At 36.9% G+C, this 14091-nt stretch carries 9 protein-coding genes, 7 tRNA genes and 1 pseudogene; 7 read left to right on the plus strand and 10 right to left on the minus strand.

Translation table 11 applies throughout. The features are described from left to right. Positions 1-68 precede the first annotated feature (68 nt). Positions 69-473: pseudogene (locus FG384_RS15545) on the minus strand (SPASM domain-containing protein); the annotation flags it as partial. A 227-nt stretch (positions 474-700) separates the two neighbouring features. On the opposite strand from FG384_RS15545, the gene FG384_RS15550 reads away from it, so the two are divergent. From FG384_RS15550 to FG384_RS15560, 3 genes are read left to right on the plus strand one after another with little or no spacing between them, the layout of a single operon-like run. After that, positions 701-1393 (plus strand): ABC transporter ATP-binding protein, encoded by a 693-nt coding sequence (locus tag FG384_RS15550; RefSeq protein ID WP_142643585.1) that lies wholly within the window; start codon positions 701-703, stop codon positions 1391-1393. Continuing rightward, on the plus strand, positions 1390-3963 hold the full coding sequence (locus FG384_RS15555) for an ABC transporter permease (protein WP_166462457.1): 2574 nt from the start codon (positions 1390-1392) through the stop codon (positions 3961-3963). Before FG384_RS15550 ends, FG384_RS15555 begins: the two co-directional genes overlap by 4 nt. Positions 3964-4004: 41 nt before the next feature. After that, positions 4005-5207 (plus strand): hypothetical protein, encoded by a 1203-nt coding sequence (locus tag FG384_RS15560; RefSeq protein WP_142643589.1) that lies wholly within the window; start codon positions 4005-4007, stop codon positions 5205-5207. Positions 5208-5318: 111 nt separating this feature from the next. Here the strand turns inward: FG384_RS15560 and FG384_RS15565 are convergent, their stop codons facing one another. After that, positions 5319-6194: a radical SAM/SPASM domain-containing protein gene (locus FG384_RS15565; protein ID WP_142643591.1), complete on the minus strand. Its 876-nt coding sequence runs from the start codon at positions 6192-6194 to the stop codon at positions 5319-5321. A gap of 238 nt (positions 6195-6432) precedes the next feature. On the opposite strand from FG384_RS15565, the gene tlp reads away from it, so the two are divergent. From tlp to FG384_RS15580, 3 genes are all read left to right on the plus strand, one after another. Then, positions 6433-6675: a small acid-soluble spore protein Tlp gene (gene tlp, locus FG384_RS15570; RefSeq protein WP_142643593.1), complete on the plus strand. Its 243-nt coding sequence runs from the start codon at positions 6433-6435 to the stop codon at positions 6673-6675. Positions 6676-6827: 152 nt separating this feature from the next. Continuing rightward, a complete protein-coding gene (locus FG384_RS15575; RefSeq protein ID WP_142643595.1) occupies positions 6828-8360 on the plus strand; it encodes a DEAD/DEAH box helicase in 1533 nt (510 codons plus the stop codon). Between the two features lie 30 nt (positions 8361-8390). Beyond that, positions 8391-9173, plus strand: a complete 783-nt coding sequence (locus FG384_RS15580) for a YqhG family protein (protein WP_142643597.1) — start codon at positions 8391-8393, stop codon at positions 9171-9173. Positions 9174-9625: 452 nt separating this feature from the next. Here the strand turns inward: FG384_RS15580 and FG384_RS15585 are convergent. The 7 genes from FG384_RS15585 to FG384_RS15615 all read right to left on the minus strand — a co-directional run bounded on the left by FG384_RS15585 (position 9626) and on the right by FG384_RS15615 (position 10525). Then, positions 9626-9697 (minus strand) — tRNA-Glu (locus FG384_RS15585). A gap of 9 nt (positions 9698-9706) precedes the next feature. Further along, positions 9707-9797, minus strand: a tRNA-Ser gene (locus FG384_RS15590). A gap of 61 nt (positions 9798-9858) precedes the next feature. Continuing rightward, positions 9859-9929, minus strand: a tRNA-Gly gene (locus tag FG384_RS15595). A 6-nt stretch (positions 9930-9935) separates the two neighbouring features. Further along, a tRNA-Phe gene (locus FG384_RS15600) sits at positions 9936-10011 on the minus strand. A 141-nt stretch (positions 10012-10152) separates the two neighbouring features. Then, positions 10153-10228 (minus strand) — tRNA-Asp (locus FG384_RS15605). A 3-nt stretch (positions 10229-10231) separates the two neighbouring features. Next, positions 10232-10308 (minus strand) — tRNA-Met (locus FG384_RS15610). Between the two features lie 124 nt (positions 10309-10432). Beyond that, positions 10433-10525, minus strand: a tRNA-Ser gene (locus FG384_RS15615). 394 nt (positions 10526-10919) lie between these two features. Here FG384_RS15615 and FG384_RS15620 point away from each other — a divergent pair. After that, on the plus strand, positions 10920-12125 hold the full coding sequence (locus FG384_RS15620) for an EAL domain-containing protein (protein ID WP_142643599.1): 1206 nt from the start codon (positions 10920-10922) through the stop codon (positions 12123-12125). 616 nt (positions 12126-12741) lie between these two features. Here the strand turns inward: FG384_RS15620 and FG384_RS15625 are convergent. Further along, positions 12742-14088, minus strand: a complete 1347-nt coding sequence (locus FG384_RS15625) for a uracil-xanthine permease family protein (RefSeq protein ID WP_142643601.1) — start codon at positions 14086-14088, stop codon at positions 12742-12744. Between the last annotated feature and the right edge of the window lie 3 nt (positions 14089-14091).

The following is a 14091-nucleotide window of genomic DNA, read 5'->3' on the forward strand; positions in this document are numbered from 1 at the left end:
AAGCAAATCTCATTCTAAGGGATCGATTTCCGGGCATTTATCCTGATTACTTTATTTTTGAAAAAGATCTAAACCCCAAATCTCTGTCGATATCCGCACTTCCTACACATCTCTTCCACAGCTTCTCTTCGAGTAAATCCATCATAGAGGTTATTTGCTCGTTCTCCCTCTACAATTTCAGAGAATGGGGTTTTATTGATATTACCTAAATTAATCACACCATCACCATCAAGACAACATGGTACTACAGTTCCATCGACTAGAATAGCAGCTTGACTACGAAGTGCATGACAAAATCCTTTACCATCATCCTCTGGTGCCTTTAAACTTGGCCATTGAAATTCATGGTCCTGGTTAATATAGATTCGCTCTGCAATTTTAATCCCGCTTCCTGGTACTACTTTCTCTTCGATTTTGAAATCTAGATTAAATTCCTTCTCCAAGATTTCTAACGTTTCTTGGTTTCGTCTCTTATCGATATATTTACCTTAATTCCTTTTGAGAGGGATTAGAGATAAAGCATTATCCATTATTTCAAATTATAAAAAACCATAAGAGCAAATCGTTTTAATAATTATAAATAAATACTCATATTTAATTCTTATATTAGAAAGCCACTCTCTTTACTAAATAATAATACAATAATTTTAATAATTCTGATATACTAAAATTAGTAAATTATTCAAATAGGGGGATTATTTTGAATAAATCGATCGAATTCCGAGATATAGATAAAGTTTTTAAAGGGGATGGCATTGAAACATATGCTTTAAAAAAAATAAATCTTTTATTAAACGAAGGGGACTTTGTTTCAATTATTGGACCATCAGGTTCGGGGAAATCGACGTTATTAAGCATTATTGGAACACTTGATGTACCTTCAAGTGGAGAAATTCTTTATGGGGATAAGACTGTTCATCAAATGAGTAATAATGAAATCGCAGATTTTCGCTTTGAGAACATTGGATTCATTTTTCAACAGTTTCATTTGATTCCAACTATGACGGCATTAGAGAATGTCATGTCCCCTCTTTTTGGAAGAAAAGTAACATACAATAAAAAAGAACGAGCTATACAAGTTTTGGAACAAGTTGGACTTAAAGACAAAATGAATTCTCTGCCTTCCCAACTCTCAGGGGGACAGCAACAGAGAGTTGCTATTGCTAGAGCTTTAGTTCATAAACCAAAGTGGTTATTAGCAGATGAACCGACAGGGAATTTAGATACTGATACAGGTGAAACGGTATATGAATTGTTAACCTCCTTAAATAAAAGTAAGCAATGTGGAGTGATTTTGGTTACACATGACTCTATTCTTGCAGATCGGGCAAATACAAAAGTGGAAATGCGAGACGGAGAAATTGTCTCCGTATGTCAGAGGCAACCAGTATGATGACATTTATGATGAAGCAGCTGGTACGCAATAAAGATCGACTCATTCTTTCCGTGATTGGAGTGGTGTTAATTAGCAGTGTGCTCATTTATCTGTTCAGTTTAACGGAAACAACAAAAGGAACGATTAATAATCAACTACAACAGAAATGGGAAAGCGCCTATGATCTTGTTGTCACTCCACCAGGGTCGATTTTCAATGAAGAAAACCTGATGGAACCAAATCACTTGAATGGAATTAGTGGAGGCATCAGCTACGATCAATACGAAGCAATCAAATCAATGAACGATGTAGCTGTTGCAGCACCAGTTTCAGTTTTGGGCTATACCACTTTAGGAATAACTATGAAGGAAAAATTTAAAACAACGGACAATGGTATCTATAAGTATAAGATCATAGAGACATTTAATGATGGTTTATCCCAAAAAACTATACAAGATACAGAAATATACCGAGCTACTAATTGGAGTGGTTCCAGTGAGGAGTTAGGTTTTTGGGGAGATGATCAAGGCGAGATAAGTTTGAGTCAATATCAATTATTGGTTGGTATTGATCCGGTAGAAGAAGCGAAGCTTGTAGGATTGGATGAGGCTGTTCATATATCTGATACGAGTCGATACCTAGAGCCAAATGAAGATGCTATTTACGATGAGGCAGTGGACCGATTATTTGAAATTCCTGTTTTAATAAATAGTAAAAGCTTTTCTAATAGCCTGTTTCAGGTATCTCAAGAAAAATTAGCTATCCCTTTTAATACTGAGGCTGAAAGGCAACAAGCTACTGAATTAATAAAAAAAGGAAATGGACGGGACTATTTTAATGGGCTGGAGACAGAGAAAGTAGACAGTTTTGAGTTAACTGGTGAAGAATTGGAATCCATGATTTTTAAAGCTTTGTCTAACCCAAATGACAATCCTTCTTTATCAGTTCATGGAACTCAATTAGTTTTTAAATCCAGTATTCTTAATTATCAAAAAATAGAAAGTCCTTTTCCAGAGAGATGGTCATATAGTTACCAAGTTTCAAGCAAGCCTATCGAAGTGAGTGGCATTTTTAAAGATATCTTACCAGATTCAGGTTTCAGAAAAGCAGAATTGTTAGATCATAAATTGTCTGAAGACGGAGTACCACTTTTACCAGTATTGAGATTGAATATTGTTGGTAGCTTCTCTTCTGATAAATTAAATATTAGTAAAGACCCTTTCACTGAACTACCACTTGAGACATACCGTCCTGCACAGGCGGGGATAGTCCTTGGGCCAGACAATGAACCGTTAAATCCTTCTAGGACGATGAAAGGATCCGGTGTGCCAACAGGCCTGCTTACAAATCCACCTAACATATTAACCACTGTGAAGGCAGCGGAAATCATTACGGGAGGAAACAGCATATCCTCCATTCGCATTAAAGTAAAAGGCATCGATGATATTGGAAATGTAGCGCAAGAAAAAATGGAACAAGTCAAAAACGATATTGAGCATTCGACTGGACTTCAAGTAATTATTACAAGAGGCTCGTCCCCTCAACCAACTATCACCCAAGTGGTCGAACACGATAAAACGCTTGGATGGATTGAACAACCCTGGATCCATATAGGTGCAGCAATCACCATTTTAAGAGAAACATCCTTAGGGTATACGAGTATTCTAGTTACCATCCTTCTGATTGGTACGATGTATGTGTTTGCAACAACTTATGTCTCTTATTTAACTCGCAAGAAAGAATATAGTATATTTCTAGCACTTGGATGGCGAACGAGTATTCTTCGGAAAATGGTGCTAGGAGAAGCATTCTTTTACGTACTCCTAATCACTCTAATAGCCATTATTTTAGAAGTGATTTTTATGCTAAATGGAAGCACGTTCAACTTTAGCAATATTGCTTTAGTATTCGGTACATCGCTCGTTATTTATGGTTTAGGTATAATTTTACCTCTTATACAAGTCGGACGATTGGAACCATATCAGGGAATTAAATCAGGAGAAATAACCAAAAAGTCTAAAAGGATTTTTAGTAATCAATCGATGATCGGGTTTGTTATGAACCAAGTATCGCAAAGACCTGGAAGAAACCTTTTGTCTATTTTAGCCATTGCATTACCTTCTACATTACTATCCTTTTATTTATACGTATCATTCCGTCTAGAGGGAGTTTTATATACATCTTGGTTAGGAGAGTTTGTTGCAGTTGAGGTAAACAAATCTCACTACTTGATTATGGGCGCAGCTCTAATTATTGGTGCACTTACTACAGCTGAGATGATGTGGCAAAATATTGTGGAAAGAGAAGGCGAACTAGCACTGTTTAAATCGATTGGTTGGAAAGATAAGACGGTTACGCATTCTATTATTATTGAAGGAGCTTTTTTGGGTTTATTGGCCGGAATAGTCGGTTTGGTTCTTTCTATTTCATACATTGGCCTTATGTATAAAGTCTTTCCTTGGGATTCATTAACGATTCTTTCATTGACAATTTGTCTCCCGGTGTTGGTTGGCATTCTAGGTGCATTCTTTCCCACAATCAAAGCCTTGCGAACAAATCCCTATAACGTATTAAAAGAAAATGTGTGAAAAAATTAATCGAATTCACTCGTAGGAAAGGGGGATCTAAAATGAAAAAATTAATGCTGCTAATAGGTTTCCTCATCATCATTCTTTGTGGTTGTGCTACTGAACCTACTACGATAGAAGAAAAGACTTCCATAACTAAAGAAGAACAAGCGGCAATCGATAAACAAGAAGAAATAGTTGGAGAAATTAACCTCGTCAAATCATACTTCTCTCAAATGGTTGAAGCTATAGAAAATAATGATGAGGAAGGGTTTTTAAAGTTTCAAAATAAGTCAAATTCCTTGTTTTATAAAGAACAAGAGAGGTGGATTGAAGAAGCCATTTTCAAGAAAAATCAGGGATATAATATTACCGTGCATCTTCGTAAGGTAAATCTCATTTCTCTGGAAAAAGGAACAATCGAGTTGTCTGTTAATATGAAATATCAAGACACCGAATCCAATAACAAGGTTACCTATTCAATTCTAAAATTAAATAACATTTGGAAAATAGACGATGTACCCTTTGAGAAAATTACCAAGGGCAATATTGCTGTACTTTATGTAACTGATTTAGAAGAACAAGCCCAGATGGTTCTGAATGAGGCCAGTGATATTATAGAACTCTACAGTAGAGAATTTGATTGGGAACCAAAGGAAATAACGATAAAACTCTATGATTCAATGGAGCAAGTATCTGCCACTGTGCCTTGGACTGGATTAGCTGGTTGGAATGAGACAGGCGAATCACTTAAACTCATGATTCCATCAATGGTTCCAAACAATAGCTTTAACATTCTTGCTCATGAGTTAAGCCATAAGATGCTCTCTGATTTCTCTAACGATAATCTTTCTCTATACCTTCAAGAGGGCGTCGCCTCTTTTCTTCAAAGTGTAGTCGAAAAGGATGAGACAGATAAACCCACCATTAATTTAAACAATCTAGCGGAGGTGGAACAACGGTTGTTAGAAAACGAAGAGTTGGTCTTTTTACCAATCTCTGATATGAACAAACTAGACTACACCCAATCGTTTGAAATTTCTTCATTCGGTTTTTTACTTGCCGATTACTTAATAACAACGCAAGGTTTCGACACATTTTTTTCGATGGTAAAAGATTTGGCAAATGACCCTTATATTGATAGTAGAAGCGAACATAAACTTCAAATACTGTCAGAGAGAACAACTAAGGCGTTGGAAAAGGTATTCGGTCCAGTTAATCAATTATCAGAAGACTATGCAAATTATCTTACCGATAAGAAATAATTCGTTAACCCCATTTAAATCCAGTAGTTCAAATAAGCCCGGAAATCGAATCTCATTCTAAGGGATCGATTTCCGGGCATTTATCCTGATTACTTTATTTTTGAAAATAATCTAAACCCCAAATCTCTGTCGATATCCGCACTTCCTACACATCTCTTCCACAGCTTCTCTTCTAGTAAATCCATCATAGAGGTTATTTGCTCGTTCTCCCTCTACAATTTCAGAGAATGGGGTTTTATTGATATTACCTAAATTAATCACACCATCACCATCAAGACAACATGGTACTACAGTTCCATCGACTAGAATAGCAGCTTGACTACGAAGTGCATGACAAAATCCTTTACCATCATCCTCTGGTGCCTGTAAACTTGGCCATTGAAATTCATGGTCCTGGTTAATATAGATTCGATCTGCAATTTTAATCCCGCTTCCTGGTACTACTTTCTCTTCAATCTTGTAATCCAGGTTAAATTCTTTTTCCAAAATTTCTAAGGTTTCTTGGTTTCTTCTTATATCTTCATTCGTTGCATCTTCTCTTTGAAGATTCCATAATCGAAATGAAATAATGACACCTTGTTCCGCCGCTTCTTTGGCAAAATCCAGAATGGTAGATAGGTATTGTTCTCGATTTGTCGATCCTTCATGACCGTCAAAACTATGAAGCGAGAAGTTCATTTGGCGTAGCGCCGGCTTTCCGAGTAGTTTATGCCTATTTTTCTTAATGAGTGTCCCATTTGTTGTTATATTTACCTTAAATCCTTTGGCGTGGCTAGCATCCAACAATTGATCGATTCTTGGATGGAGAAGAGGCTCTCCTTTGACATGAAGATAAATATATTTCGTATGCGGTTTGATCTGATCTAGTATGTTATTAAACGCATCTAGTTTGATAATATTCGCTTTTCGACTCGGTGGAGGACAGAAGCTACAAGCAAGATTACACACACTTGTAATTTCGATATACATCTTTTTGAATGTTTTCAACGTTTATTCACCATTCCAGTTCTGTTTTATTAAAATGACTAACCTTCATTTTAACAGAATTTAAGGATTCATTGAGCACTGTTTCTCAAAAGGATTGTTTATTTTTATGAGTCGATGATTACTAAAACAGTATCATCTTATCATTGAACGAAAATGCCATTTATTATACCGAATAGTTTTTGTTAGATTGGGGACGATATTTGTTGTATGACTTTATTAAAATGAAGGAGGAACAACAATGGGTAAAAACACTCCAAAGCCGGATGATCGGTCAGATAATGTAGAAAAACTCAAAGATATGGTGAAAAACACAAAGGAAAATATGGAAGCGGCTGAAGAATTAATGGCTTATTCAAATGAGAGTGAACGAGAAGCACTTAGACAAAAAAATGAACGCCGTGAAAAGAGTATTGGAGGTTTTCGACAAGAGATTTTAGATGAAGCTGCAGCAAGGAAAAACGGATATTCTGAAAATCAATAATCAGTCTTTCAAAAGATGGAGAATTTCTCTCCATCTTTTTTCATTTTGAAGAGTCCTTAAGAACCCCTATTATTTTTATTTTATGTAAATAAACATACCTACTTCTTTTTGGGACAACCTAAGTTATAAAAAAGTTGCATGAGGTGAAGTTCATGATAATAGAAAGGTCGTCGGAATGGAAAGAAGGCTTTATAAAGAGACTAGAAAATCTGGAGCCATGGAGTAATTGGTCATTATACAATATGAGTTACGAAGTAGAAAAAAATAACCTGATTACAGAGTTCCGTGGTCTTCAATCTCCAAAATATTTACCCGCGCTCACACCTCTTAGCCATCAGTTGGAAGTAGCTGAAACAGTTATCGAGAGGATGAATGGAAAAGCAATTCTTGCGGATGAAGTTGGTCTCGGTAAAACGATTGAAGCTGGCTTAATTTTAAAAGAATATCTTATTCGTGGGCTTGTAAAAAAGGCTTTAATCTTAGCTCCAGCTTCTCTTATCAACCAATGGATCGAAGAATTGAATTATAAATTCTACATCCCCGCTATTGCTTATAAAAAAAGTTACTCACTAGACCACTATGATGTAGTAGTGATGAGTATGGATACTGCAAAGAAAAGCCCACATCGAGAACTCATATATGCGCAAGATTATGACATGATTATTATAGATGAAGCCCACAAACTTAAAAACCATAAGACGAAAATCTACGAGTTTGTTCAAAGTTTAAAGAAAAAGTTTTGTTTGTTATTAACTGCCACGCCTATTCAAAATGATGTGTTTGAATTATTTTATCTTATATCCTTACTAAAGCCAGGACATCTAGGTAATTTTGAGACGTTCCAAACCTCATTTTCTGCTAGTAAACATAGTTTGGAACACGATGAATATTTGAGAGAATTGGTCAATCAAGTGATGGTCAGAAATAGAAGGCAGGACACTGGAATTGAATGGACGAATCGTAAAGTTCAAATAGTACCTATTCATTTTACTCCAGAAGAAAAAGAAGTTTACGATATGATTTTAGAGCTTAAAAATGTTTCTCCTGTTTTTTCAGGTGCCTTCTCTATGATTACGCTACAAAAGGAAATGTGCAGTAGCAAGGAAGCTACCTACTTAACATTAAACAAAATGCGACAAAATTGCGTTGAAGCAGATGAGGCCGAATTTGTAGAGCAGATCATTCAAAAATTGATGGCATTGGAAACAAATTCGAAAGCCGAAAAGGCTTATGAAATTGTTTCTGAAGCTAATGATAAGGTGATTATTTTTACAGAATATCGTGCGAGTCAAGCCTATTTGCAATGGTATTTAAATTCAAAAGGAATTACGAGCGTTCTGTTTAACGGACAATTCAATAAAAACAAACGAGAGTGGATGAAGCGACTTTTTAAGGAACAGGCGCAGGTTCTAATTGCGACTGAATCTGGAGGCGAGGGAATTAACCTGCAATTTTGCCACCATGTCATAAACTATGATCTTCCTTGGAACCCAATGAAATTAGAGCAACGGATTGGACGTGTCCACCGATTAGGGCAAGAACATGATGTTCATATTTATAATTTAGCTATCCATGACACGATTGAAGAAGATATATTGCATTTGCTTAATATGAAAATTGATGTTTTTGAAAAAGTAGTGGGTGAGTTAGACGATATTTTATCTGCGTTTAAAAAATCTATTTAATGTAGCAGTGGCATTCGAAGGAGGATGTGCATGTATCCACAACAAGTTCACAGTTATTTACAAACATTTTTTAGAGAGAACAATTGCCAAATATTAAGTGATAATAATCATTACATCACAGTTCAACTAACGATTGATATGGATAAAAAAATTATGAATCGCCCTTATTATTGGAAATACTTAGAAAGTACAAATGGTGTGCCATGTCCTGCTCAATTAACATTCATTACAAATCAAAATAAGCTAGAAAAAGACATAAAAGGTGAAGTCGTGCACTTCGGTTCTCCAAGGCTCAATCAACTGTTTCAAGCGACAAAAGAGCTAGGGGCATTTGTGCAAATGTATGAGAAGGTAGTAGATAAGTTTGAATCAAGACCTTTTTTAACTCCTTGGTTAGGAGTGAATTATAAAGTGTCGTATTACAGTGATCAAACGAAAGAAATACTCCATTCTTTTGGAATTAATTTAATGACTGGTAATGTTGTAGAGGATTTTCAGGAATCACTAAGGGAAGTGGATTTTGGATCAGTTATGTCCGAAAATGTATTTCACTTACCTTATATTATTAAGCCTATCCGCGCTTTAGAGCGATTAGACTCGGTAATTGAAAATATTATACAACATGATGATCACACATGGGCAGAAGAAGCAAATAGAAGATGGCAAAGAGATTTAGAAGTATTAGAACACTTTTATGTCGGAATAGAAAACAGACCAGAATGTTACGAGATGGAGAAAAAAGCATTGAAAGAACAATATGAGTCAAGAATTAAAATTGAAATTATAAGTGGGGGAATATTTTATTTGAAATGAATTTTGTTGATGAAATTAAGCAAATAATACAGCGTTCGATTAAGGTTATTTAACCTTAGATGAACGCTTTTTTTGTTCAATAATAAAAGAAATAATTCAAAAGACATGCAGAAGACCACTTGTTATAAAGAGTGAATCGGAAAAATATGTAGGGGTTGTCAGGGGAAGGCGGCGACTCCAGCCGGAATAGCATGAGCTGAAGACCCTGGACTGAGCGTAGCGAGGGAAGCGGCTGAAGCCATGCCGGCGGAAAGCGTCCGCCTGGAACGGAAATCAACGATATCCCGATAAAAAGAGAGTATGTGAACAACTTGTCATTCACCATACTCTCTATGAAATCTCTTGGAGGATTTTTTCAGTGCCCTCCTACGCGAGGAGGCTGAGGCAACGCCAATGATACAAACAAAAAAGCCCGAGAATCCAAAAATAGATTCTCGAGCTTTTATTAATGATGACCCCTACGGGATTCGAACCCGTGTTACCGCCGTGAAAGGGCGGTGTCTTAACCGCTTGACCAAGGGGCCAATATATAATGGCGGAGAAGGAGGGATTTGAACCCTCGCGCCGGTTACCCGACCTACACCCTTAGCAGGGGCGCCTCTTCAGCCACTTGAGTACTTCCCCATAGGCTCTAAGGTATAACTTCGAACCATCGACCACAGCTAAGCTGTAGGTCTAAAAATGAAGCGGGTGAAGAGAATCGAACTCTCATCATCAGCTTGGAAGGCTGAGGTTTTACCACTAAACTACACCCGCATAAAATGGTGGCTCAGGACGGAATCGAACCGCCGACACAAGGATTTTCAGTCCTTTGCTCTACCGACTGAGCTACTGAGCCTCTTCGATTTACGCTAAGCGGCGCATTTCTTTGTCAGCTGCACTCGCTCTATCAGTCACGTACTTGGGTACGCTCCTTCTTTCGCTCGATTGCTTCCTCGACCTGCTTGCTTATCCTAAATCTCAATCAAATTAAAAAAAATGGCGGTCCCGACCGGGATCGAACCGGCGATCTCCTGCGTGACAGGCAGGCATGTTAACCGCTACACCACGGGACCATTTGGTTGCGGGGACAGGATTTGAACCTGTGACCTTCGGGTTATGAGCCCGACGAGCTACCGAACTGCTCCACCCCGCGACAATAATATTTTTAGATTTTAAATCTACTACGCATTTAAGTGAGTTTTACGTCTTCCACGCTTCGCTTGCGTCGACGTTAATCGCTTTCTTCGTAAAGCGATTTGCTAATAGTTTTTAAAAAATGGAGGAGGAAGAGGGATTCGAACCCCCGCGCGGTATGACCCGCCTGTCGGTTTTCAAGACCGATCCCTTCAGCCAGACTTGGGTATTCCTCCGAAATATTAAGGACAAGATATATTATAAAACATTTTTCATGACAAATGCAATACTTTTTTGAAAAAAGTTATTTATTATTAGTTGATAGCATTTTATGTCAATTTAATTTTGTTCGAATACTAAAGAATATACCTTAAGTTGCTAATAATTGTCTATAGTTTTTTTACAAGAATTAATAACTTGCTGCATAGGCTATGTTGAGTAGAATAAAATTTCTTGTCTAAATGCACAGCATTCATTCATAAATATTATTCTTAAAAAATATACATATAGTTCGTTTGTATATTCATCTTTATCGGCTTATCATTAAAAGAGAGAGTAATTATAAAAATGATAGACGTTACATGGAACTATTATGGTCCAATGTTCAATCGTTTTAGGGGGGTTCCGAAGTTGGATGCAATTGAAGTACTAACGAATTTAGAACGTCTCAAGGCTTATTTTCAGCCTATTTTTAGTGCAGATGAGCATGTGGTTGTTGCATATGAAATCTCTGGTAAGCTTATGAACGATGAAAGGCTTATAAGTTTGAATTCATTTGCTTACGATGAGGATATTCCAGAAGAGTATCGAGTAGATGTAGAGCATAAAATATTACATTTAGCCCTTTCTCAACTAGAGGAGGAAGGAAAGGATTTCGATATTTATTTACCTTGCAATGCAAACTTACTAATGCTTGACTACGGGGAAAGTTATTTCGATATTATAAAAAAATATATTCCTGAGGCAGAGCTAGGAAGAATTGTATTGATGATATCAGAGCATGATTTTAAAGGAGAATTAGACCAACTTCATAAAATACTACGTTATTTTCAAACGTACAGAATAAAAATCGCCATTAATCAGGTTGGATCTGAAAGTCATTTAGATCATATTAAGATGCTGTCTCCAAATATTTTGAAGTTGAATATTGAGCAATTGAGTTATGAATCTTGGGGTGTGCAAAATGATTTGTTCACCTCACTCGGTACATTGGCGCGTAAAATTGGAGCAAATATGTTATTTGAAGGTATTGATAGTGTACATCAACTTCAATTTGCTTGGAAAAATGGTGGGCGCTATTATCAAGGGAAGTATTTGGCTGATGCACATATTACAACAATTCAACGTGATCAATTGAAGCAAAGCTTTAAAGAGAGATGTCAGCAGTTTATTACAGCCGAGAAGCGTTTGTTGGAAGAAAACTATCGAGAATTGAAGATTTTACAAAATTCTTTAGAGAAGTCCGTTCACCGTTTGAAACCTGCAAGCGATAATACGGAGCAACTACTTGCACTTGCAAAAGAACTAGATGGGTATTCTTTTCGACTTTATATTTGCGATGAAGAAGGCTTTCAAACATCACCTAATATTATGCGTCTAGGTAAACAGTGGCATATTCAAGAGGAAGCTGTGAATAAAAATTGGAGCTGGCGTCCTTATTTCTTAAAAACGATCATTACAATGCGCAATGATCAGAGTGGTGTGTTTTCTGATATATACAGCGATATCGACACTGGAGAAATGACACGTACCTTTTCTATTCCCGTTAATGGAAATGAATATTTGTTTATTGATATTTCCTATGATTACTTATACAAACATAATATATTTAGATAAAAGACCTCAGTAATTTTTGCATTGTAAAATGGGGTTATCTAAAAAACTAAAAAAGTAGAGTGGGAACTTCGACAATTCCCATACTCTACTTTTTCATTTTTAGAAAATCGTTGAAAAAGGCGCGACACTCCTGCGGGAATAGCGTTAGTAGAAGACCCCACAGCGTAGCGAGGAGGCTGAGGCAAAGCCCGCGGAAAGGGAGGGCGCTGAAAAACTCGAATTAGTATTTTTGTAGGAACAATTTGCTGTATTTATTTAAGAGAATTTAGCGCGACGCATGAGACTCCTGTGGGAAAGCGAGACAGACGAGACCCCGCACGAAGCAGAGCGAAGGAGGAGGCTCGTCGCTCGCCCGCGGAAAGCGAATGCCAAAGCGCAAAATTCTCCTAGGACTATTTGATAGAAAATATATTAGTATAATACTTTTTCAGTGCCCTTCGGAAAGGGAGCCGTTTCAATGATTTTCTTACTTGGCATATACTATCGCCTCCTTAGTGCCAATTTTCCCGTTTCTGCACATTTCAATCAAATGGATTCTAATTGGCTTTCAGATGAGACGACGAATTACGGAATAAAAAAAGGGGACAGAAGAATCCGTCCACCATAATATTAATTGTTACCTTACATTTGGTAATATTTTATTCAATAAAATTGCCGCTATTGCAGCTGTAGCAACAGGCGAGTTGAATAAGTATTGTAATGTGCTAGGTAAAGAATATAAGAAATCTTTAGGTATAAGTGTTAAAGCTAAAGTTAAAATCATTGGCACTGCAATAACATACATTTCTTTTTCTCCGATTTTTTCGTTTTTCATAACTCGAAGCCCACTAATTGCGATGACTCCACATATAATTACGAAAACTCCCCCAATAACTGCTGATGGAATTGCAGATATTAAAGCAGATAATTTACTTGAAAAACCAAATAACACAAACCAAGCACCAGCAACGATAAAGACGATTCGACTTGCGACACCCGTGATAGAAATAATACCTGCATTCGTTGAGTAGCCAGTAACAGGAGTTGTGCCTAATAATGATGCAACAAAGCAGCCAATACCTTCTCCGATAACACCCCGGTTAATATTTTTGTCCGTTAATGGTTTATTAATTACATTACTTACTGCAAACCATGTACCGGTTGTTTCAGCCATCAATACAACATAGATAATAATCATTGTAATAATTGCAGAAGGATTGAACGTGAAGCCAAAATCGACAAAAGGGATTTGTGGTAAACTAAACCATTTCGCTTTTGCAACCGCCGATAAATCTAATACTCCCATAAAATTTGCAGCAATACATCCAATGATTAAAGCAATAATAACAGAAGCAACACGGAAGACGCGGCCCTTTTTACGGAACAATGAACCTAACATAACACATAGAATTAGCACCGTTCCTGTAATTAGTGCCAAAATGACATTTTGTCCAACAGTAGCGCCAGAAGCGTTATAAATATTTGAGTTCAAGGCAACTGGCATTAACGAGAGACCAACTACGAAAATGATTGTACCACCGACAATGGGAGGGACTAATGATTTGATCATTTTATTGAAAATACCAGTAAAACCTAAAATAATTACTAAAACAGAGGCAATTAAACTAGCACCTAAAACAGTGCTCCAACCATCTGTACCACCGCCACTGGCAGCATATATACCTACGATCGCACCAATTGGGATAAAAGAAGGTCCTTGGGCAACAGGTAATTTCATGCAGAAATAAGTTTGCACGATTGTGGCAATTCCAGCAGCGATAAATGTAGATTGTATTAAAGCTGTTGATTGATCAGCCTGTAGTGAGATTAGCATAGCAATAATGAAAGGGACGACATAAACGTCCATAGATAGTACATGTTGTAAACCAAGTAATATGGATTGACCTGTCGAAACTTTTTCATCAGGTCCAACAGTTAGTTGTGGAATATCCTTTACAGCTTGTTTATGTGTTGGTATTTCCATTGG

The sequence above is a fragment of the Psychrobacillus vulpis genome (assembly GCF_006861825.1).
Taxonomy (GTDB): Bacteria; Bacillota; Bacilli; order Bacillales_A; family Planococcaceae; genus Psychrobacillus; species Psychrobacillus vulpis.